The following is a 23776-nucleotide window of genomic DNA, read 5'->3' on the forward strand; positions in this document are numbered from 1 at the left end:
TATTGACTGTGAGCGGCATTATTAATTCAAATGAACAGCTTATTAATAAGGTGAACAATGTGCTTTCAAATAAGAAAGGAAGCCGAGTAAATATTATTAATGACAAACTAACTCTTTCGGTCTTTTCAGAGTTAAAGGAAAATATGAGTAAAGTAAAGGATATTAATCTTATAATAAGAGATTCTTATTATATTCCTTCAGGACGAGAGGTATCAAGGGAATTTGAGATAAGCCGTACAGTCAATGATATGCTCTTTAATTCCTATGATATTATTGAAAAGAATAAGTTAAATCACTTAAATAAGGCAAGAAATATGCATGAATTTATAGAAAAACATGTAAATGTAAAAAGGGTAAGAAACAAAGCCGTTGTAAAGAGCAATTTAATGCTTATTGATAATGACTATGCAGTGTTTGGAGATTCTTCTTTAGAAATTACAAAAAAAGCACTGACAGGCTTATTTAAAACTATTAATTTTAATGTGGAGCTAACAGATAAGGAGCAGGTTCAACAGCTATCAAAGAACTTTGAACTTTTATGGAACAGTAAAGAATATACAGAGGACTTTAAAAAACAGCTTCTTGAAAGTTTGAACTTTATATATAAGGAATATGGTCCTGAGTTTATTTACTTCTTTACGTTATATGAACTCTTTGGGGATAATCTTGATTCAGATGTTGAAAAGTTTGAAAATGACCGCATAGGTTTTAAAGATACTGAAATTTGGAAGAGTCTTTTTAAGTTCCAAAAGGATGCGGTTGTTTCTGCTATTAGAAAGATTGAAAAATATAATGGGTGCATAATAGCAGACAGTGTAGGGCTTGGTAAAACCTTTGAGGCTCTTGCTGTTATAAAATACTATGAATTAAGACAGCATAGGGTATTGGTGCTGACTCCTGCAAAGCTTTATGATAACTGGGAATCATTTAGAAATTCTTATGTAGATAACAGGTTTGATAGGGATAGATTTGCTTTTGATATAGTATGCCATACTGATTTATCCAGAAAGGGTGGAAGAACACGCAGTGGCCTTGACCTATCACGTATAAATTGGGGGAATTATGATCTTTTGGTTATTGATGAATCCCACAACTTTAGAAACAGGAATGAAAACCCTGAAAAGATGACAAGGTACGGAAGATTAATTAACGAAATAATAAAGAAAGGTGTTAAAACCAAGGTTTTAATGCTGTCAGCAACTCCTGTTAACAATTCACTCACAGATTTAAAAAATCAGTTAAGTGTTATAAATATTGATGATGATAAAGCTTTTAAGGAGGATGGTATTCCAAGTATTGATGGAGTTTTAAGAAAGGCTCAAAGAGAGATAAATGAGTGGATGAAAGAGAGCAGCAGGAGCAAGAATGTTCTGCTTGACAGGCTGCCATCTGAATTTTTTAAACTTCTTGAAATGATTACAATATCAAGAAGCAGAAAGCATATAACACAATATTATGGCAATGATAATGTAGGAAAGTTTCCAGACAAGCTTCCCCCAAAGACATATAATCCAGAAATTGATAGTAAAGGCAAGCTTTTAAAGTTTAAAGAAACTAATGAAGTTCTTGAGAGATTAAAGCTTGCAGTATATTCACCTATGTCATATATTAAACCTCAATATAAGGAGTATTATAGGAAAAAATACCAAACAGTATATGGAGATAGGGTAATATTTTATCATGAACAGAGAGAGCTTATAACTGCTACATTACACCGCTTCAATTTATTTAAGCGCCTTGAAAGTTCTGTTTATTCCTTTGGAGAAACTATAAGAAGGCTTATGGAGAGAATAGATAATTATATTTATGTGATAACTAATGATTCAGAAGAGAATTTGAATCTTGAAGTAGATGATATAGATGAAGAAGATGAAGTTACACTTGACTATAAATATGAGATAAATGTTAAGCATTTGATGAGTCAAAACTTCCTTGAAGATTTGCTCTACGATAAAGAGATACTGAAAAATATTATGAAAGAGGTTAATGAAATACTTGAAAATAATAGGGATGAAAAATTAAAAACTCTTGAGGACGTTATAGTTAATAAAATTATAACTACTCCTGTAAATCCTAAAAATCGGAAGATATTAATATTTACAGCCTTTGCAGACACAGCAAACTATATTTATGCATCAATAGCAGATGAGCTAAAAAAACATGGAATTAATACGGCATGTATAACAGGCTCAGGAGAGCCTAAAACAACATTAAGCGGAATAAAAAAGGAATTTAATACAGTTCTAAAACATTTTTCACCAAAGTCCAAACTTGGTGAAGAACTTCCAAAGGAAATGCAAATTGATGTGCTTGTAGCAACGGATTGTATTTCTGAAGGACAGAACCTTCAGGATGCAGACTGTGTAATTAACTATGATATACAATGGAATCCCGTTGTCTTAATTCAAAGGTTTGGAAGAATTGATAGAATAGGAAGCAAAAATGATAAGATAGCTATGATAAACTTCTTCCCTAATATGGAGCTTAATGAGTATTTACAGCTGGAGAGTCGGGTTAAAGGTAAAATGATGGCAGCAAACCTTTCATCAACAGGGGATGAGGATATACTTTCACCTGAAATGAATGATTTTATCTTTAGAAAGAAACAGCTTGAAAGACTTAAAAATGAGGTTGTAGATATAGAAGATTTAAATGACAATATATCCCTTACTGACTTAAATATGAATGATTATCTTTATGAACTTGCTGGATTTGTAAGGCAAAACCCTGACATAAAAAGGGTGCCAAGGGGTGTTTATTCTGTAGCTCAGGGAGGGAAAAAAGGATGTATCTTCTGTTTTAAGCATTTAAAAGATGAAGCAAAGCCTAAGAGTGAAAGTTCATTGTATCCATATTATCTTATGTATGTATCAGAGGATGGAGAAATCTATTTTGGAAATAGCAGTGCCAGGGAAACACTAAAGGAGTTTAGAAAACTTGCCTATGGTAAGGCAGAGCCGGATAGATTACTTATTCAAAAATTTAATAAGAGAACAAAAAATGCAGCAGATATGAGCTTTTATTCAAAACTACTTAATAAAGCAATATCACAAATATTGGGAGAAGAGGATAAAAGGGCACAGCAGAGTATTTTTGACTTTGGAGGATATGAAAACAGCTTTGAAAATGTAAGCAGTGACGATTTTGAATTAGTATCCTTCCTCGTTGTAGAGTAGGAGGCATAAAAATGTTTAATATTCCATCAGCCTATGAGGTTAATAAAAAGTTTGATATAAAGATGTTTACAACCTCTCAGCTTACTCCAAAGGAGAAGAAATATTTTAAAGATAATGTATTTAAAATAGAATTAAAATATCAAATTACAGGAGAAGATATTGCATCATTTATTGATGATGAACATAATTGTCAGGCTATAATGTTTTTTGAGGTTGAAGTTAAGGATTTAAAATGTGCAAAAACTATAGGAGAAATTATTCAAAGAGTTGTAAAACCATTAGTTGTAATAAGATTCTTTGACTTTAAGGGGACAGAGAGCTATTGTTTTGCCTATAAAAGGCTTAATAAACTTGATAATACCCAGATAGTTATAGATGAAACTATATTTACACCTGCATCATCAATTTTTCTGCAGAATGAAACTAAAGAACTAATATCAAAATACTTAGATTTTGATGAAGTTAAAAACAAGGTCAATAAGCTTTTCTTTTATTATGAAATGTTTTGCAAAGCCAAATTAATCAGTAACAGGGCATATTTTTCCGGATACAAAGGCATTTTATCATCAAACATATTCTATGATTTTGATACTATGAAATCATTGACAGGACTTTTAAGAGAAATTGAAGGCTTTGAGAGAGAAATAAGCATTGCTAATACTGCGTCAGATAAGGCGCAGATTAATATAAAAATCAAGAATACTCTTGAAAAAATAAATAAACTAACAGAGTGACAGGAGGATAAGTATGGAGAATAAAGTAAGTATGGAGATATTCAATCCAATAAATGAAAATTTAAAAAAGCTTGAAAGTCTGTTTCCGGAGATAGTAAAGGATGGACAAGTTGATTTTGAAGCCTTAAAGCAGGAGCTTGGGCAGTTTGAAGAAGTGGGCAAAGAAAAGTATGAACTTACATGGCCAGGAAAAACACAAGCAAAACAGCTTGCAAATACAGATATAGTTGGCAGAACATTAAAATATGTCCCAGAGGACAGCAAGAATCCAGAAACAACAGAGAATTTATACATTGAGGGAGATAATCTTGAGGTATTAAAGCTACTCAGAAATAGCTACTATGGGAAGATTAAGATGATTTATATTGATCCGCCATATAACACAGGGAATGATTTTGTGTACAGGGACGATTATTCGGTTAGTGCTATGGAGAACGATAAAAATGAGGGCAATATAGATGAAGAAGGAAATAGATTGATTAAAAATCAAGCAGGAAGTGGAAGATTTCACTCAAATTGGCTAAATATGATGTATCCAAGGCTTAAATTAGCTAAAGATATACTAAGTGATGATGGAATTATATTTATAAGTATAGCAAATCAAGAAATTGACAATTTGAAAAAAGTATGTGATGAAATATTTGGTTCTACAAATTGTTTAGGAATTATTGATTGGGAAAGTAAAACAAAATGTCAAAATACCAAGACTGCTAAATACCAATTACAGAATAAACAAGAATATATTTTCGTGTATAAAAAGTCATCTTTAAGATATGAATTTGCTCTAAAATTAACTGAACATAGAATATATCCAGAAGTTGATGAGAATGGAAAGAGATATAGATTAGAACAGATAGGAGAAATGTCTGCGAGTGGGATCAGGGGTAGAAATACTATGATATTTTCTATTGATGGAGTATATCCTAAAGAGGGAAACCAATGGAAATATGGTATTGAAACAATTGAAAAATTTAGAGAACGAGGCGATTTATTAATTAAAAATGAAAAGGCTTATTTTCGTATTAGAGAATTTGACGAAGAAGATAAAATGGAACCATTTTGGTCGTTTATATCAAAAGAAATTGGCACAGCAGAAACCGCAAAAGCAGAATTAAAAGCGATAATTGGTGAACATGGATTTGAGACAGTAAAGCCTGTTGCTTTGATTAATAAACTAATATTTCATGTTTGCTCAAATGATAAAAATTCTATTATTCTCGATTTTTTCTCAGGCTCCGCCACAACAGCACATGCGGTTATGCAGCTTAATGCCGAGGATGGAGGAAATCGTAAATTTATAATGGTACAACTTCCAGAACCTTGTGATGAAAAATCAGAAGCCTACAAAGCTGGATATAAAAATATTTGTGAAATTGGAAAAGAACGTATCCGTCGTGCCGGTGAAAAAATAAAAGAGGAATTTAAAGACAAAGAAGGAATAGAAAATCTTGATATTGGATTTAAAGTTTTCAAAGTAGCAGATACAAATATCCGATGGAATAATAATTCATTTAAAGAAGCTGAAGATTTGTATATAAAGGGACTTTCAAAGGATGCATTAGACTTTAATCCTAACTTTACTGATATTGACGTAGTCTACGAAATAATGCTCCGCCACAGGGATTTCCCTCTAACCTCAAAGATAGAAAAGCTCTCAAATATAGGAGAAAGAACTTACATTTTTGCTGATGCAATAGTTGTATGTTTAGAAGAAAAGGTAACAGACAAAATAGTTGATGGAATTGCAGCCATAGAGCCAAAGCCTATTAAAGTAATATTCCGAGACAGTGCCTTTGAGGATGATATCTCCCTGAAGCTTAATACAATGAACCGCCTTGATGCACAGCTTAAAAAGCATAATCAAGGAAAAGAACAGTCCTACAGAGTAGAGTTTATTTAGGCATAGGGGGGATAAATGTGTCACAAAAAATAGTTTTTAATTTTGATGAAAGCTTGGAATATCAGCGTAGAGCCATAAATGCTGTTGTTGATCTTTTCAAAGGTCAGGACAGGGAGCTTGGAGATGTAATATACAGGGGGGCAACACGCCATATAAAAAGTTTTGTTGAGAAGGACCCAGTAAGAAACAGGCTTGATATTGGACCAAGTATAATACTGAATAATATGAGAAAAGTGCAGAATAATAATATGCTCTTTCCAAGTAATGCCTTTGATACAGGATATAACTTTACTGTAGAGATGGAAACTGGTACAGGAAAGACATATGTATATCTTCGTTCTATTTTAGAGCTTTATGAAGCCTATAACTTTATGAAGTTTATAATTGTTGTACCTACTGTTGCTATTAGAAAAGGTGTTGAAAAAAGTATAGAGATGCTAAAGGAGCATATTAAGACACTTTATCATGGTCTTGATATATCAAAACATGCCTTTGTATATGATTCAGATAACATAGGAAAGCTTACGGATTTTGTTGAAGCAAGGGATTTAAGAATAGCTATAATGAATATCCAATCCTTCAATAAGGATACAAATAAAATAAGAAAAGAAGATGAAACAGGCAGGGTGCTTTGGGATTTAATAAAGTATGTAAATCCTATTGTTATTATAGATGAACCACAAAGACTTGAGGGCAGCGGCAGGAAAAAGAGTGCATCTTTAAGTGCAATTGAGGAGCTGAATCCTCTGTTTATATTAAGATATTCAGCCACACATAAAAAACTTTATAATCAAATATATAAGCTTGACTCTTATGAGGCTTATAAACAGGATTTGGTTAAAAAAATAGAAGTTAAAACTATATATAGCAATATAAGTAAAGACTATAATTACATTAGATATGTAGAGTTTACTAAAGATTTAAAGGCAAAGATAGAAATATTCTATAGTGAGCCTGGTGGAAGTGTAAGATTTAAGACCTTTAATGTGTTAAAAAACGCATCTTTATTTGAATTATCAGGGGGACTTCCTCAGTATAAAAATATGGTTGTATTAGAAGATCCACATAAAATAAATGGCCTTAAAATCGGTTTAGGCGATGATGTTCTCGTCCTCAAGGAAGGAGAGAACAATTATAATGTGGACGAGCTTGATTTGATTAGAATTCAAATAAGGCTCACAATACAAAAACATCTTGAAAAGCAGTTAAAAATACTTGAAAAAGGTTATAAGATAAAGGTTATTTCGCTCTTTTTTATAGATGCTGTAAAGAACTTTAGAGACAGTGAAGCAGCAGATGGCAGAGGGCTCTATGCTAAAATATTCGATGAAGAATATGCAAAGATTATCCTTGATCCAAGATACAATGAAGTCTTTAGAAAGTATCCAGAACTTTTTATAGAGTACAAAAATGTGCAAAAGGTAAGAGAAGGATATTTTGCCCGCGATAAGAAAAATAATGAGACAGAAGTTGATGGTTTTGACTGGTCTAAGGATGAAATTGAGATGAATAAAAAGGCTCAGGAAGATATAGAAAGGGGAATTCAGCTCATACTGGATAAAAAGGATGAACTTATATCCTTTGATGAACCACTTGCATTTATATTCTCCCATTCAGCCCTTAGAGAAGGATGGGACAATCCTAATGTATTTCAGCTTTGTACATTAAAAAAGGGAAGTTCAGAAATAGCAAAGAAGCAGGAGATAGGACGTGGACTTAGATTGCCTGTTGATATACATGGCAACAGATGCTTTGATGAGGATGTTAATGTTTTAACCGTTATAGCTAATGATTACTATGATCATTTTGCACAGGCACTTCAAAATGATTTTAGCAGTGAAGCAGGCTTTAAGAAGGAAGAAGTAACCTATGATATAGTATACAGAACTCTCGAGGAAGCAGGTATGCCTAAGGAATTCATAGTAGCAGAAACTGTTGAAGCTTTTAAGGCAGAATTAACGGAAGCTAAAATTATTAATCCAAAGAACAATGAACTTACTAAAAATGCAGCGGATATATTATATTATGAATTTAAGAATCCTACATTAAAAACCTTTGAAATTAAAATCAAAGAAAGATTTATAGATAATATGCAAAACAAGGGAAGTCACAGAATTGAAATCAAAAATGGAGATGAAGAAGCTGTCGTTAATGGATACCATAGTTTTGTTACTGAATCAGAGTTCCAAAAACTATGGATAGAACTTAAAAATCGTATAGTAAAGAGAACTATGTATCAGGTTAAAATTGATAACGAACAGTTTATTAAAGAATGTATTGATGATTTGAATGAGAAATTAAGCTACAAGGCACTTAAAAGAGAATTTGAAGTAGCAACAGGTAAGGGAGATTATGATGAATTTAGGAAGTTTAAGTTTGATGATCCAGCAAAGGTAAGCCTTGCTCTTGGTGATGAAGATATAGAAATTACTAAGAGTGATTTTGAAATCACTAATTATCTAATGCATCATACTATGCTCCCAAGGAAGGCTTTGTTTAGGATTATTTCAGGTTTGAAAAACAAAAAATTCCTCCAAAAACAAGCAGTTCTTGATGAGGTTATGAAGGCTATATTGGATAAATTAACAGAGTTTAAGGCTAAAAATATTGACTATGAAGTTATAGATGGATATCTCTTTGAGGAAAGTTCTATATTTTCTGTGGAAGAGATTGAAAGAAGTATGGTAGACAATAAAAGGGCATATAAAACAAATGCTCCATATAAAAATGTACTACATAAGTATATAAGAGTTGATAGTGATGGAGAATATGAATTTGCAAAGAGTCTCGATGAAGATCCTGAGGTACTGCTATTTACTAAGCTTAAAAAGGGTGGCATTGTAATTGATACTCCTTATGGAAATTATTCACCAGACTGGGCTATTATCCATAAGGTAGATGATGCAACAGCTAAACTTTACTTTATAGTCGAAACAAAGTGTGATAAGGAAAAGAAGGACCTGACTCAGGTTGAAGATGCTAAAATCAATTGTGCAAAGAAGCATTTTGCCAAGGTTTCAGAAGATATTACCTTTGATTGGGTTAACGGTTATAATAAGTTTAAAGAGCTGGTGAAGAAGGATATATTAAGGAGAAATCAAATTCTGAAAAATTAATGATGATAATAAGGAAATATTGATTCAAATGTTTATGCTGAGTTAAAATAAGTCATATTAAATATAAGAAGAATTGATAGATATCTAAGACCTAATTTATATATAACAATATATTGAAAAGTTTTGATTATAAATTGAGGCAATATGAATTTTTATGTTTTAAATTTAAAATAGAAGGAATAATGTAAAATAAATAGAATAATTTAATAATCAAAAATTAAAAGATATATTACGGGTTAATATTTTAGCATATGTTGAATTAAAAGAAGGTGAAAAAGTGATAAAGTCTTTTATATTCGAGAATTTTAAAAGTTTTAATAAAGCTGAATTTAATTTGGAAAGTTTAACTATATTAATCGGTTCAAATGCCAGTGGAAAATCAAACGCAATTGAAGGTATTAGAATACTTTCAGAAATATCTACAGGAAGGGAATTTTCAGTTATACTTGATGGTTCAAAAAATGTAGATAGTGATATTAGAGGGGGAAGCAGAGGATGCCCTAAATTTAATTCAAACTTTTTTAAGTTAGGATGCATAGTGGATTTGGATAATGAAAGTGACTTGGAGTATTCAATAAAAATAAAGGTAGGAGATAGAATATACGTAGATGAAGAAAGTTTATATAAAGTTTTTAATGACGATACTAAGGAATTGGTTTTTAAGACAAAGAAAACATCAAAGGATAGTGGAGATATAAAGGTTGAGTATAATAACGGAAAGCCTGGAAAGAACCCAGATCTTACCTGCATACGATCATCATCTGTACTTGCACAACTTTCCTCTAAAATTCCTTCAGAATCTGAAAAATTTCAAGAGGATATAAACAATATAGATTTAGTTATAAAAAACTTGCGCAATATGTTATTTTTGAACCCTGTTCCTTCAGAAATGAGGGATTATTCAAGGATAAATGATTCTGAAATGAGATCTAAAGCTGATAATTTATCTTCTGTTTTATATAAATTATGCCAAGATGATAATAATAAAAAAAGAATTTTAGATGTTATAGGTACTCTACCTGAAAATGAAATATTAGATATTGATTTTATAAAAACTCCAATTGGGGATGTAATGTTCAGGCTGAAAGAAAAATTTTCAGTAAGCACAGACTATATAGAGGCTAAAAGACTTTCAGACGGGACTATAAGATGTATTGCTGTTATTGCTTCATTAATTAGCGAAAAGAGTGGAAGTGTTGTAATTATTGAAGAAGTAGATAATGGAATACATCCAAGCAGAGCTAAGAGCCTGATTAATACGATTTCATCTTTATGCAAGGAAAGAAGCATAGATGTCATTATAACAACACATAATCCGGCACTATTAAATGCTGTAACAAAAGATGATTTAATAGGAGTAACAATATGTTATAGAGATGAAAATGATGGAAGCAGCAAGTTTATACAATTCATAGACATAAATAAGTATCCAGAGCTTTTAGCACAGGGAAGTCTCGGTGATTTGGCTGTAAATAACGAAATTTTGAATACCATAAAAGGGAACAGAAGAAGAAAAAAAGATTTTAATTGGCTGGGGGTATAATCATGGATGTTAGGATAATAGATACATCAATATTGACAAATATTTTAGATATCCCCCACATGAATCAAAATCGTTCTGAGGTCGTTGAAGAGCTTAATAGGCTTAAAGAACTTGATAATCAGATTTTAATTTTACCTTTAGCTGCTATTATTGAAACGGGTAATCATATTGCCCATATACCAGATGGAAACATAAGACGCGAGAAGGCAGAATTAATGGGAAAAATTCTGAAAAATACTGCAAATAATAATGCCCCTTGGCAATATTTTGGGAAAGAGTTGGACAAGGAAGATTTGTTGAAACTATCCTTTGAGTTCCCAGATAGCGCAATGAGGGGGACAGGGCTTGGAGATTTATCTATAATCAGAGCTTATGAGAAGTATAAAGAGAGCGTTTTAGGAATAGGTACTATTATGATATGGAGCATGGATTCTCATTTGGCTGGATATAAAGAAGAAATGAAGCTACCGCAAAGGCGAAAAAATAAATAATAAAAGCCTCAATAACAATCGTTATTAAGGCAAGATAATATTCAATTGTAGAGTGGAAATAACAAAGAAAGCCTGCAGACACTAAGAATCAAAGGTTTTGCAGGCTTTAATTTTATTTTAAAGCGGATTGCGGAAAGGAATATGCAGTAACCTCATGATTTCCTTTTCAGACTCTAAAACGCGTTCGGCAATAAAGTCCATAAAAGGCTGATCCTCATCATGAGCCTGCTCAAGTAAGCTTATATACTCATGGCGCAAAACCGGTGGAATTATGGCCAGCATATATCCGTCCTGAATGAGTGCTGTATTCATTAGCAGACGGGCAACTCTCCCGTTCCCATAAATGAAAGGATGTATAAAAACAAATCGTTTATGCAGCTGGGCGGCAAATTGAACCGGATGATATTTTTTTCGCTCTGAGGCTGCCCACTGGAATAACTTTACCATTTCCTCTTCTATCTGTTCTACTTGATATACTTCATATTTTGAACCAGTTATAAAAACTGGGCGGTTACGATATTTCCCTGCTTCCTTGGCATCAATTCCTGTATAAAACATTTGGTGCATTGTAAGAGCGTCTGTTTCGGTTATTTGATAACTGCCAAGCAATGTAAACATAAAATCATATGCCTTTGCATGGCCAAGAGCTTCAAAGGTATCTTTAAGAGGCTTACCGCCAACAGTCAATCCATCTTCGAGGAGGATCTTTGTTTCACTTAAAGTGAGAGTGTTACCTTCAAGAGCATTGCTCGACCATGTAAGTCCTATACGGTAGTAGTTTTTAAGTTCATTTAATAAGTGACCTTCAAAGGGGCGCATTTCATCAATGGCCAACTTGTAGCGGTCGATTTTTTCATATATCGTCATTGAGTTCCACCGCCATTCATAATTATTTCCTGAATCTTGGTGATTGGAACCTTTTACTTATTTTAAAACGCTTTCTATAAATTTGCCATCTTCATAGAAAAGCTCACCGTCAGCATATATTCTGCCTCCATTTCTCATATCGCAGAGCATATCCCAATGTATTGCGGATTTGTTTATTCCGCCGGCTTCAGGCATAGAATCTCCTATTGCCATATGTACAGTTCCTCCTATTTTTTCGTCAAAGAGCATATTTCTTGTAAACTTTTGAATGCCATAGTTAGTTCCAATAGCAACTTCTCCAAACTTCTTTGCACCTTCATCTGTGTTCAATAAAGCATGAAGAAGGTCTTCGCCTTTTTTTGCATCTGCCTTAACTACTATTCCATTTTCAACATATAATTTAATGCCTTCTATTTCCTTGCCCATATATATTCCAGGGAAGGAGAAGGTTATATATCCGTCTGTTCCTGTATCTACTGGGGATGTAAATATTTCTCCGTCTGGGAAGTTAACCCTTCCATCGCAGTTAATCCATTTTCTTCCTTCAATATTTACTTTTATATCAGTTCCCTCTGAAATTATATGGAGCTGCTTTTTAGTGTTTAGATATTTAACCCATCTTTCCTGCTGAGCGCTTATCTTTTCCCATTCAGCTATAGGGTCATCGCTATCTAAAAGACCTGCCCCATATACAAAGTCCTCATATTCACTAAGACTCATGCTTGCTTCTTGAGCATCTGCATAGGTTGGGAATTGCGTTCCGCACCATCTTAAGCTTCCATCTCCTGTTCTTGAAGAATAAACGCTTCTCCAGCTTGTAGCACCCTTTGACTGAAGCTGTATTTTTTTAGAGTCGATATTTGAATTTGCTCTTGTATTTTTGGTTCCCCATGCAGTAAGCCACACATCAGCCTTTTCAAGAGCATACTTTAATATTATGTTTTCTTCTAAAAGTTGTTCATCGGTAGCGTTTTTTAACTTTTCTTCCTGCACTTCCTGACAGGTAAGTATTGTTTCAACATGCCCCCCAGCTTTAACAGCCTCTTTCACTATCTCTGCCATCCATGGACTTGCAACATCTTCGCACATTACAAAAACGAAGTCGCCTTTCTTTACCTTTGTAGAATAGTTTACTAATAGTTTAGCTAATTTATTAAGTCTTGGATCCGCCATTTTAAATACCTCCCTATAAAGCTTATAATTTCATTTTATAAAAGTGTTACCTAATTTACAAGTAACTAAGTAACAAATTTTGGCTATTGAACTATAAAATCCAAATAAGAAAAGTAGAAAAGTATATAGTTTATGCAAAATAAGTAACCGTCCCTTTGAAAAACTACATTGGGGCTATAGCCGGATAAAGGGAAGTTCAACATAAAAAGAGGTTTCTTTATCTAAAGTGCTTTTAACATAGATTTTACCTTTATGTTGAGTTACGATTGCCTTTGCTATAGCAAGCCCAAGGCCGTATCCTCCGCTGCTTCGTGAGCGGGACTTATCTGTGCGGTAAAATCTGTCAAAAACCCTTTCTAAATCTTCTTCGGGGATACCTTTACCTGTATTTGTAATTGATAGCAGTACATTATTTGCACACTTTTTTAAAGAGATATATATTGAACCGCTCTTATTTGTGTATTTTACAGCATTGTCTAAAAGTATCATTACTACTTCCCTTATCTGATCACTATTGCCATGAGTAATCAAATAAGGTTCTATATCATGGGATAAAGAAATATTTTGTTCAAATATAATTGCTTCCATTGTTAATATCACATTTTCAACGACTTCACTAATATTAAAGTTTGAAAAAATTAAATTATTGCTTGAACAATCCATTTGTGTTAGGTATAAAAGATCATTTGTAAGCTTGGACATTCTTTCACATTCCGATTTTATATAGCTGAGCCACTTTGATTGACTGCTTATCGTGTCAGTGCCGTTAGATAAAAGCACATCAACACTTGTATTTATTACGGTAAGAGGAGTTTTAAGCTCATGGGAAGCATCGCTTATAAATTGCTGTTGCTTTTCAAATGCATCTTTAACTGGCTTTATAGCTCTGTTGGCAAAAAATCTGCTTATAAAGTAAATAATAATAAGCATTATTAAAGCTACAAAAATAAATGTATAAACCATGCTGTTTAAAATTTGCTGCTGAGAAGTAATGTCAATAACAACAATTCTGTAACCGATATTAAGAGGAATAACAGCAAAAGCCCAGTTATAACCTTTTGATTTAAAGTTACCTACAGTTTTATTCTGCTGCATTATTTTCTTTAACGAATCTTCATATAAGCTGTCATCGATTTTAAATGTTGATGATTTAGATATAGCATTGTATTGTTTATCTGTTAAAATGGAAAATGAAATTGAGCGTTCGTATAATTCATTTAACCTATCTTCTTTTTTGCGATGGGGAGATTTTAAAATCAAATCTTGAGAATTAAAATTCCCATCCATTTTGCCGTAGAATTCAGATGCATCTGCTAATTCCTCATATATTGTGCTTCGTACGTTTTGATATATTATAAGGTATATTGAACCGAAGGATAATAGCATCATTACTGATATTATTAACAAATTTAGTATAAGAAACTTATTCCTTAACTTTTTAAACATTAAGGTTTCACCTCCAGAATGTAACCTACCCCTCGAACTGTGGTAATGGAGACTTTTGAGTCAAGGGAAGCAAGCTTTTTCCTTAGAAATGAGATATAAACTTCAACATTATTATGTTCGGCTTCTGAATCAAACCCCCAGAGCTTTTCAATTACAAGTTCCTTTGGCGTTACAGATGTATTCCTTAATATTAAAAGCTCAAGAAGCTGGCATTCTTTTAGTATAAGTTTAATGTGCTTATCACCTTTGCATAATTTTAATGATGAAACGTTAAGTTCAATATCTCCAAATTTTAAGTTGTTATTATCAGTTAAAACCTCACCTTTGCGTCTTAAGGCTGCCCTTATTCTTGCAAGAAGCTCCTCTGTTGCAAAGGGCTTTGCAATATAATCATCAGCTCCGCTGTCAAGCCCTGTAACCTTATCAGAGATTTCGCCTTTGGCTGTGAGGAGAATAACTGGTGTTGAAATTCCTTCTTTTCTTATATTTTTAAGAACACTTATTCCGTCTATTTCAGGAAGCATTATATCAAGAATAATTAAATCGTATATTCCGCTTAATGCATTGTCGAGGCCGCTTATTCCATCATATGCAGCATCAACTATATATTTATTCTTTTTTAATATTTGAGTTAAGGCTTCTGAGAGATGAATCTCATCTTCTACCAACAAAATTTTCATATTAAATCAATTCCTCTCCTTTTCCAATTGAAAAGATTGTTTTATTAATTATATCACAGTAAAGGTTAAATAAACCTTAAATATTACTATCTTATAGTAAATATTTAAGGTTTATTTAAGGTTGCAAATATAAAATAAACCCATAAGGTTAGAAATTAAAATTTGAAAGGAGTAATTAAAATGAAAGAAAAGATAATTGCTTTTTTACAAGATGAAAAAGTAAAGGAGTTTAACAAAAAAATTTTTAATAAGAAGAACCTTAAAAAAGTAATAGCTTTAATAGTGATACTTGCGCTATTAAAAATAACATATTTATTTATGTTTGAAGTAAAGGGTGTTGTTAAAAAGGTTGAAGGGAGCAAAATAACAGTAGTGAATTTCTTAACAACCCAAACTGTGGACGTAGGTGATTTTGAAAATATATTAGGAAATATACAGGCAGGAGACAGGATATTAATTAAGAAAAACCTATCAGGTCAAGTCATGAGTGTGAAGGACTATAGCTATAATATAAAAGATGAAAGAGCATATGACAGACATAATTTTAAAGGTTTTCATGGGCGTAATTTTAAAAGAAGGTGAACTGATTTCTAAAATTTTATTAACAAATTATATAATACTATATAATTAAGGCGTGTTTATATATAATAGATACATCTTAAAAATAAGTCTTATCTTTGAATATAATTGATTGGCAGGAGGATCTGAATTGAATAAGAAGAAAAATACATCGTATATAAGACTAATAATTCAAATTCTGTTTTTAATAATGATGCCGGGACTTTTTACATTGATTTTTGGGCAATTAAAGCAAATATATACAGCATCAATAAAAGGTAATTTTGAACTTGGCAGAATATTGCCAATGAGTATAGAAATTTTTATTTTAATACCTCTGACAATAATGTTTGGAAGGTTTTTCTGCGGATATATCTGTGCTTTTGGGACGATAAACGATTTAATTTATAAATTTTCTTCTAACGTTTTAAAAATAAAGTTTAAAATAAATAAAAGGGTAGATAAATTTTTAAAGCTAATTAAATATGCAGTTTTACTGTTTATTGTAATATTTATTTGGACTTTAGGAAATAAGGGATTAAATGGTTTAAACCCATGGGATGCTTTTGCACAAATAATTCAGTTTCCACCATCTGTTCAAAGTATTTTATCTTTATGCGTTTTAATATTAGTTTTAATTGGAGCGCTTTTTATAGAAAGGTTTTTCTGCAGATATTTATGCCCTCTTGGTGCTTTTTTATCTTTGATTCAGGTTTTTAGAATAGTCAGGATAAGTAAAAATAAATCTAATTGTTTAAATGGGTGCAATTTATGCTCAAGAAGCTGTTCTATGGGTATAGACCTTGAAAAAATAGATAGAGTTGACAGCATAGAGTGTATTCAATGCATGAACTGCAGTGCAGGGTGTTTAGGGAATAATGCTAAGGTTTCTATAAAATCAAAGACAATAAATGAAGTAGCAGTAATGTTGATATTCGTATTTACATTTATAGCTTTCAGGGGATTGGCTGTAAGTATGATAAATAACAACACAAGCAAAATTGATACAGTATCAGGTGCAACAAGGACAAGCGTAGGAATAATTAATGCTGTTGCAGATGCATTAAAACAGGCAAAAAAATAGAAAGCGAAAAGAATAAAAAGGTAATATCTACATTCTCCGGTGCCTGGCACCGGAGAATAATTTATTATAAAAATAAAAAAGTACAAAAACTGCAAAAAATATTAATATATATCTAATAAATAATAGCTTAAAATAATAAGAAACTATTGAAATAATGGAGGGGACAAAATGAAAAGAAATATGAAGCAGTGGGTGGAAGAAATAATAAAATCGCCTATAAAAAAGCCTATGCCAATTCTTTCTTTCCCTGCAATTCAGCTTATGAATATCAGCGTAAAGGAATTAATATCAGACAGCAACCTTCAAGCAAAGGGAATGAAATTGGTTGCAGATCGCATAGATTCAGCAGCATCTGTAAGTTTAATGGATTTATCAATTGAAGCAGAATGTTTTGGAGCTGCTGTGCAATTTTCAGATGATGAAGTGCCAACAGTAACTAACAGCATAGTATCATCACAGGAAGAGGCACAAGCTCTTCAAATCCCTGAGATTGGTTCCGGACGTACAGGTGTTTATATTGAAGCAATTGAGAAAGCTGTTAAAATGATTACTGACCGCCCAGTTTTTGCAGGTGTAATTGGACCTTTTTCCTTGGCAGGAAGGCTGATGGATGTTACAGAAATTATGATTTATTGCTATGAAGAGATAGAAATGGTACATATAATTTTAGAAAAAGCAACAGCATTTATAATTGAATATTGCAAAGCCTATAAAAATGCTGGTGCTAATGGTGTAGTGATAGCTGAACCTTTATCTGGAATTTTATCTCCTGCCTTAGAAGCAGAGTTTTCTGGGAGGTATGTGAAAAAAATAGTAGATGCAGTACAAGATGATAATTTTATAGTTATTTATCATAATTGCGGTAACAATACTATTCAAATGGTGGATTCTATTATCAGCACTGGCTGCTTAGTTGTACATTTTGGAAATGCAATAAATATGGCTGAAATAATGCCTCTTATTCCTAATAATATTGTAGCTATGGGGAATATTGACCCAGCTGGCGAGTTTAAAAACGGCACTAAAGAATCAATAAGAAGAGCTACAATTTCTCTTATGGAAGAATGCAGCAAATATAATAATTTTGTAATTTCTTCAGGTTGCGATATTCCTCCAATGTCAAAATGGGAAAACATAGATGAGTTTTTTAGTGCAGTAAAGGATTTTTACGCAGGTGTATAAGCGTCATATGTAAGCCATCCTTGTGACAAGTTACAAACTATCATTTTGTCACCTGTCACAAGTGGTGGCTTTTGTATTTGTTTTCCATAATAAGTGTTCATATTTAAAGCCTTAGTATATATTATAATTTTTTATAATATATACTATACTAATTCTAATAATTAATAATATTACTAATCAAATAAGTTGTTAATATTGCTATATAATGATAAAATATAAATAGCCAAAAAATTCAAAAATGTGCGATTATAAAAAATAATTATATTAAAAGGGGGTAAAAAAATGCATAAGAAATTATTTATTCCAGGGCCAGTAGAGGTTAGACCGGATGTTCTTGAAAAAATGGCAACTCCAATGATAGGTCACAGGAGCAAGGATGCATCAGCACTTCAAAGGAGAATAAGCGACAAGCTCAGGAAAGTATTTTATACTGAGGAGGAAATACTTCTTTCAACAACTTCGGGGAGCGGACTTATGGAAGGAGCTATTCGTTCATGTACTGCAAAGAGAGCAGCAGTATTTTCAGTAGGCGCCTTTGGTAAGAGATGGTATGAAATGGCTAAGTTTAACAATGTTCCTGCAGATTTATTTGAATCTGAAGCTGGACATGCTACAACTCCTGAGATGGTAGAGGAAGCCCTTTCAACAGGAAAATATGACCTTGTTACAATAACACATAATGAGACATCAGTTGGAATTATGAATCCAGTTGAGGAAATATCAAAGGTTATTAAAAAATATCCCGATGTAGTATGGTGCCTTGATACTGTAAGTTCTATGGGAGGAACAAAAATAGAAGTAGATAAGCTTGGAGTTGATATATGTATAACTTCCACTCAAAAGGCAATAGGCCTTCCTCCAGGAATGTCCATATGTTCCTTTTCAAAGAAGGCTGTTGAAAGAGCAAAGCAGGTTCCCTTTAGAGGATTCTATTTAGACCTACTATCACTATACAATTACATACAGAAGAAAGATTATCAATATCCTTCAACCCCTTCACTTTCCCATATGTTTGCCCTCGATTATCAGCTTGACAGGATACTTGAGGAAGGACTTGAAAACAGATTTGCAAGGCATATAGAAATGGCTAATTATGTTAGGGCATGGGCAAAGGAACACTTTGATTTATTTGCAGATGAAAGATACCTTTCAAATACACTGACAACTGTTAAAAATACTAAGAACATAGACGTTGCTGATCTTAATAAAAAGCTTGGAGAAAGAGGTTTCCAGATTTCTAACGGTTATGGAGATTTAAAGGATAAGACCTTTAGAATAGCTCATATGGCTGACTGCACTATGGATGATGTAAAAGAGCTTTTATGGAATATTGACGATATTCTCGGATTTTAAAAATTTATAGGGGGATGCGGTTATGAGAATTCTTTTGTCCGATGGTCTTGAGAAGGAAGCCATAAAATCCCTTGAAGAAAAGGGATTTGAAGTAGTTAACGAGCACTATGAAGCTGAAGAACTTGGGGAAAAATTAAAGGATTTTGATGTTTTAGTGGTAAGGTCTGCAACAAAGGTTAGAAAACCTATTATTGATAAGGCTTTAGAAGGTGGAAGATTAAAGCTTATAATAAGAGGCGGAGTTGGTGTTGATAATATTGATGTTGATTATGCTCAAAATAACGGGATAACAGTTAAAAATACACCAAGGGCAAGCAGCATCTCGGTTGCTGAGCTTACCTTTGGGCATATAATTTCTGTTAGCAGGTTCATTCATATAGCAAATGTGACCATGAGAGAGGGCAAGTGGGAAAAGAAAAAATATGAAGGATTTGAGCTCTACGGTAAAACTCTTGGACTTATAGGATTTGGAAGGATTGCTCAGGAAGTTGCTAAAAGAGCCGAAGCCTTTGGAATGAAGGTTATTTACACCAACCTTTCAGGGAAAGTTGTTGATACCTTTAAATTCGAAAGATGCAGCCTTGAGGAACTTTTAAGAAAATCTGATTATGTATCCTTACACATACCCTTTGATAAGGCTAAAGGACCGGTTATAGGAAAAGAGCAGCTTGATATGATGAAAAATACTGCTTTTCTTATAAACTGTGCAAGAGGAGGAGTAGTTGATGAGGCAGCTCTTCTTGAGGCTTTGAATTCTAACAAAATTGCAGGTGCGGCAATAGATGTATTTGAAGAGGAACCTACAAAAAATGAAGCGCTGATAAATCATCCAAGGGTAAGCGTAACTCCTCATATTGGAGCATCTACTATTGAGGCTCAGGGAAAAATAGGAATGGAAGTAGTAAATATTATAGAAGAATTTGCAAAATAATTAATTTGTCAGATGGAAATTTTCTTATTAAAGGAATTTCCATCTGATATTTAACTTTAAAAGGAGGATAGTTTTATGGTAGTATTAAGACCCTTCAAAGCGATAAGACCTAAGAAAGAATTAGCACATAAGGTTGCTGCCCTTCCATATGATGTTATGAACAGCGATGAGGCAAGGGAAATGGTAGAGGGTAACCCCTATTCATTTTTACACATAGATAAGGCGGAAATAGATCTTGACAGGGATATAGATATTTACGATAAAAAAGTATATGAAAAGGCGAGGGAGAACCTTTATAGTTTTATAGACAGGGGCATATTTAATCAGGATGAAAAACCTTATTTGTATATATACAGGCTTATAATGAATGGAAGAAGCCAAACCGGTATAGTTGGCTGCACTTCAATCGATGATTATATGAATAATATAATCAAAAAGCATGAATTTACAAGGGCGGATAAGGAGCAGGACAGAATAAATCATGTGGATTACTGTGATGCCAATACAGGCCCTATTTTCCTAACTTATAAAAACAAAAGGGAAATAAACGATATAATAGATAATTGGACTAAAAAAGAGCCCGAATATGATTTTACTGCTGAGGACGGCATTTCCCATATAGTATGGGTTATAGATGATGAAAAAACAATATTAAAACTAATTGAGCTTTTTAAGGGAATAGACAGCCTTTACATAGCTGATGGACACCACAGGGCAGCCTCTGCGGTAAAGGTTGGCATAAAAAGAAGAGAGGAAAATAAAAACTACACAGGGGATGAAGAGTTCAACTTCTTCCTGTCAGTTATTTTCCCAGACAGCGACCTTTATATAATGGACTACAACAGAGTGGTAAAGGATTTAAATGGTCTTAGCTCTGAGGAGTTTATTAAAAAGGTATCAGAAAAGTTTGATATAAAACCCTATGAAGGAGAAGGACAGTTAAGACCATCAAGAAAGCATACCTTTGGAATGTTCCTTGATGGAATGTGGTATGAGCTTACTGCAAAGAAAGGAACCTTTGATGAGAAGGATCCTGTGGGAAGGCTTGATGTTTCCATACTTCAAAATAATCTTTTAGATCCAATCCTCGGCATTAAGGATCCAAGAACCGATAAGAGAATAGACTTTATAGGAGGTATAAGGGGGCTTAAGGAGCTTGAAAAGAGAGTAAAGGAAGGCATGAAGGTTGCTTTCTCAATGTATCCAACAACCATTGATGATTTGATGGATATTGCAGATGCAGGAAAGGTAATGCCTCCAAAATCTACTTGGTTTGAACCTAAGCTAAGAAGCGGACTGTTTATACATAAATTATCATAGAAGCGGCAAAGGTCGAGGGACAGTTACTTATTATCTACATTTTATAGCATAGGCAGCAGAGGGACGGTTACTTATTTTCTATTTTTTATGAACATAACTTTTTAGTTAAAATTATCTTTAAATATAAAAATCTGTTTAAAATCGAAAGGCTGTAATCTTTAAGGATTACAGCCTTTTTGTTTCAAGTGATAGGAAAGCATCTGAAAAAATGCACATTTAAAATTTATGCTACAACATATAGGTTATATGAACTTAACAACTATAAAATTATTATGTTTTTGATAAACAAAATAGCTTTTTCATAGCTTTGATAGTCAATCAAAAGAGGAGAATATACCCCTATTCTTTTGAAAATGAAATTGAAAAATTAATAATAAATAAATAACAAGTCATGACTCATCAATAGCCACAACGACGGAATGAAAAAGTTTGTCACGTATTAATTTATTGGTGGGCACTGAAGATGGAGAATATCTGCTTAAAATGATGCATAATAAGTAACCGTCCCTATGCTTGTCCTGTGAGTTTTTGTATAGACACAAGAATTATGTTTTAAGGAGTGTTGATACAATGTTCGTTACATAACGAAATATATGCACTAAACATTATCGATACTAACAATATATAGTGAATATTAAATTAAATTAATCCAAAAATATATTGACTATGAATTTTGTTGATGATAATATTAATGTATAAAAACTCTAAAGTAACTTATATTTTGAGAAGGAATCGTCCTTTCAATTTAAAAGTAAATCTCAACTCCCCCTTTATATAAAAATTTGCGCTTCATTTTCTGCTTTAGAGCAGAATGAATCGCAAAAATCCATTCAGCTATATTCGCAGAAAATATACTCCTAAATATATGATGATGCTAATAAATAAGCAGTGATAATTATAATAGATTATGAGGAATAATAAATTTAATCATAAAATGAAACTTTTTTAATGCATTATATAGTATTTTTTTCGATTATTAAATAAGAATTTAAATTTCATAAAATAAAGAAAGGAAGGTTTTCATGAAGGTTGCAATTATTTTTGGAAGCAAGTCGGATAAGGATGTAATGAGAGGGGCAGCCGATGCTCTAAAGGAATTTAATATAGAATATAGCACTCATATTCTTTCAGCTCACAGGGTTCCCGAAAAGCTTCTCGAAACTCTGAAAAATTTAGAATCAGATGGATATGAATGTATTATAGCAGGTGCTGGACTTGCAGCCCATCTTCCCGGAGTTATAGCCTCCCATACAACACTTCCCGTAATAGGTGTTCCCATAAACGCATCCTTAAATGGTCTTGATTCTCTTTTCTCGATAGTTCAAATGCCTAAATCAATTCCCGTTGCAACTGTTGGAATAAACAACAGCTATAATGCAGGTATGCTCGCAGTTCAAATTCTTTCAATTAAATATCCGGATTTAAAGAAAAAACTTATAGAATACAGGAAAAATATGAAAGAAAAATTTATAAATGATAACGAAAAAGGAGTGGAATTATAATGGAAAAAAGAGAAATGATGTACGAAGGAAAGGCAAAGAAGGTTTATGAAACTGATGATAAGGATTATGTTGTAATTTATTATAAGGATTCCGCAACTGCTTTTAACGGGGAAAAAAAGGGTGAAATAGAGGATAAGGGAGTTTTAAACAACAACATAACATCGGCACTTTTTGAGATGTTAGAGACAAAGGGCATTAAAACCCACTTTGTAAAAAGGCTGAGCGAAAGGGAGCAGCTGTGCAGAAAAGTTGAGATAGTTCCAGTTGAGGTTATTGTAAGAAACGTGGCTGCAGGAAGCATGGCAAAGAGGCTTGGTCTCTCAGAAGGTTATGAGCTTAAGACAACAGTATTTGAAATATGCTATAAAAACGACAACTTAGGGGATCCTTTGATCAACGATACCCATGCTGTTGCAATAGGACTTACAACCTTTGAAGAGCTGAATAAAATATACGATACTGCAAAGAAGGTTAACGATATATTAAAGGAATTCTTTTTAGAGCTTGGTATAAAACTTATAGATTTTAAACTTGAATTTGGAAGGTTTAACGGTGATATAATACTTGCCGATGAAATATCTCCGGATACTTGCAGATTTTGGGATGCTAATACTAACGAAAAACTCGATAAAGATAGATTCAGAAGAGACCTTGGAAATGTAAAGGAAGCATATGTAGAAATACTAAACAGAATAAACAGAAAATAATTTATTTTACTAT

At 32.8% G+C, this 23776-nt stretch carries 18 protein-coding genes; 14 read left to right on the plus strand and 4 right to left on the minus strand.

The genetic code is table 11. From position 1 onward, the window contains the following. Nucleotides 1-8 precede the first annotated feature (8 nt). The 6 genes from B5D15_RS08685 to B5D15_RS08710 all read left to right on the plus strand — a co-directional run bounded on the left by B5D15_RS08685 (nucleotide 9) and on the right by B5D15_RS08710 (nucleotide 10960). Complete coding sequence (locus tag B5D15_RS08685) at nucleotides 9-3176, plus strand: helicase-related protein (RefSeq protein ID WP_078696722.1); 3168 nt, start codon at nucleotides 9-11, stop codon at nucleotides 3174-3176. Between the two features lie 11 nt (nucleotides 3177-3187). After that, a complete protein-coding gene (locus B5D15_RS08690) occupies nucleotides 3188-3910 on the plus strand; it encodes a DUF4391 domain-containing protein (protein WP_078696723.1) in 723 nt (240 codons plus the stop codon). Nucleotides 3911-3923: 13 nt separating this feature from the next. Further along, on the plus strand, nucleotides 3924-5810 hold the full coding sequence (locus B5D15_RS08695) for a site-specific DNA-methyltransferase (protein ID WP_078696724.1): 1887 nt from the start codon (nucleotides 3924-3926) through the stop codon (nucleotides 5808-5810). Between the two features lie 17 nt (nucleotides 5811-5827). Beyond that, complete coding sequence (locus B5D15_RS08700) at nucleotides 5828-8926, plus strand: restriction endonuclease (RefSeq protein WP_078696725.1); 3099 nt, start codon at nucleotides 5828-5830, stop codon at nucleotides 8924-8926. Nucleotides 8927-9203: 277 nt separating this feature from the next. Then, nucleotides 9204-10469 carry an AAA family ATPase gene (locus B5D15_RS08705; RefSeq protein ID WP_179122239.1) on the plus strand — a complete coding sequence of 422 codons (1266 nt, stop codon included), beginning with the start codon at nucleotides 9204-9206 and terminating at the stop codon, nucleotides 10467-10469. Nucleotides 10470-10471: 2 nt separating this feature from the next. Further along, the gene (locus B5D15_RS08710; protein ID WP_078696727.1) at nucleotides 10472-10960 is read left to right on the plus strand and encodes a hypothetical protein; all 489 of its coding nucleotides are present in this window, start codon (nucleotides 10472-10474) and stop codon (nucleotides 10958-10960) included. Between the two features lie 117 nt (nucleotides 10961-11077). Here the strand turns inward: B5D15_RS08710 and B5D15_RS08715 are convergent, their stop codons facing one another. The 4 genes from B5D15_RS08715 to B5D15_RS08730 all read right to left on the minus strand — a co-directional run bounded on the left by B5D15_RS08715 (nucleotide 11078) and on the right by B5D15_RS08730 (nucleotide 15126). Then, nucleotides 11078-11827 carry a Fic family protein gene (locus tag B5D15_RS08715; protein ID WP_078696728.1) on the minus strand — a complete coding sequence of 250 codons (750 nt, stop codon included), beginning with the start codon at nucleotides 11825-11827 and terminating at the stop codon, nucleotides 11078-11080. Nucleotides 11828-11884: 57 nt separating this feature from the next. Continuing rightward, complete coding sequence (locus B5D15_RS08720) at nucleotides 11885-13000, minus strand: aminopeptidase (protein WP_078696729.1); 1116 nt, start codon at nucleotides 12998-13000, stop codon at nucleotides 11885-11887. Nucleotides 13001-13174: 174 nt separating this feature from the next. Continuing rightward, nucleotides 13175-14446: a sensor histidine kinase gene (locus B5D15_RS08725; protein ID WP_078696730.1), complete on the minus strand. Its 1272-nt coding sequence runs from the start codon at nucleotides 14444-14446 to the stop codon at nucleotides 13175-13177. Next, a complete protein-coding gene (locus B5D15_RS08730; RefSeq protein WP_078696731.1) occupies nucleotides 14446-15126 on the minus strand; it encodes a response regulator transcription factor in 681 nt (226 codons plus the stop codon). The genes B5D15_RS08725 and B5D15_RS08730 overlap by 1 nt, the downstream gene beginning before the upstream one ends. Nucleotides 15127-15306: 180 nt before the next feature. On the opposite strand from B5D15_RS08730, the gene B5D15_RS08735 reads away from it, so the two are divergent. From B5D15_RS08735 to purC, 8 genes are all read left to right on the plus strand, one after another. Then, on the plus strand, nucleotides 15307-15708 hold the full coding sequence (locus tag B5D15_RS08735; RefSeq protein WP_078696732.1) for a hypothetical protein: 402 nt from the start codon (nucleotides 15307-15309) through the stop codon (nucleotides 15706-15708). Between the two features lie 127 nt (nucleotides 15709-15835). Then, on the plus strand, nucleotides 15836-16768 hold the full coding sequence (locus B5D15_RS08740) for a 4Fe-4S binding protein (RefSeq protein ID WP_078696733.1): 933 nt from the start codon (nucleotides 15836-15838) through the stop codon (nucleotides 16766-16768). 168 nt (nucleotides 16769-16936) lie between these two features. After that, nucleotides 16937-17950 carry a uroporphyrinogen decarboxylase family protein gene (locus tag B5D15_RS08745; RefSeq protein ID WP_078696734.1) on the plus strand — a complete coding sequence of 338 codons (1014 nt, stop codon included), beginning with the start codon at nucleotides 16937-16939 and terminating at the stop codon, nucleotides 17948-17950. A 282-nt stretch (nucleotides 17951-18232) separates the two neighbouring features. Further along, a complete protein-coding gene (locus B5D15_RS08750; RefSeq protein ID WP_078696735.1) occupies nucleotides 18233-19303 on the plus strand; it encodes a pyridoxal-phosphate-dependent aminotransferase family protein in 1071 nt (356 codons plus the stop codon). A 22-nt stretch (nucleotides 19304-19325) separates the two neighbouring features. Further along, a complete protein-coding gene (locus B5D15_RS08755) occupies nucleotides 19326-20234 on the plus strand; it encodes a D-2-hydroxyacid dehydrogenase (protein WP_078696736.1) in 909 nt (302 codons plus the stop codon). Nucleotides 20235-20309: 75 nt separating this feature from the next. After that, nucleotides 20310-21554, plus strand: coding sequence for a DUF1015 domain-containing protein (locus B5D15_RS08760; RefSeq protein ID WP_078696737.1), 1245 nt, complete (start codon nucleotides 20310-20312; stop codon nucleotides 21552-21554). A 1022-nt stretch (nucleotides 21555-22576) separates the two neighbouring features. Further along, entirely contained in the window at nucleotides 22577-23056 is a 480-nt protein-coding gene (gene purE / locus B5D15_RS08765) for a 5-(carboxyamino)imidazole ribonucleotide mutase (protein ID WP_078696738.1), read from the plus strand. After that, nucleotides 23056-23763, plus strand: coding sequence for a phosphoribosylaminoimidazolesuccinocarboxamide synthase (purC, locus tag B5D15_RS08770; protein ID WP_078696739.1), 708 nt, complete (start codon nucleotides 23056-23058; stop codon nucleotides 23761-23763). Before purE ends, purC begins: the two co-directional genes overlap by 1 nt. Nucleotides 23764-23776 lie beyond the last annotated feature (13 nt).

Origin of the sequence: Caloramator quimbayensis (genome assembly GCF_900167605.1) — a bacterium.
In the GTDB taxonomy this organism is placed as follows: Bacteria; Bacillota; Clostridia; order Clostridiales; family Caloramatoraceae; genus Caloramator_B; species Caloramator_B quimbayensis.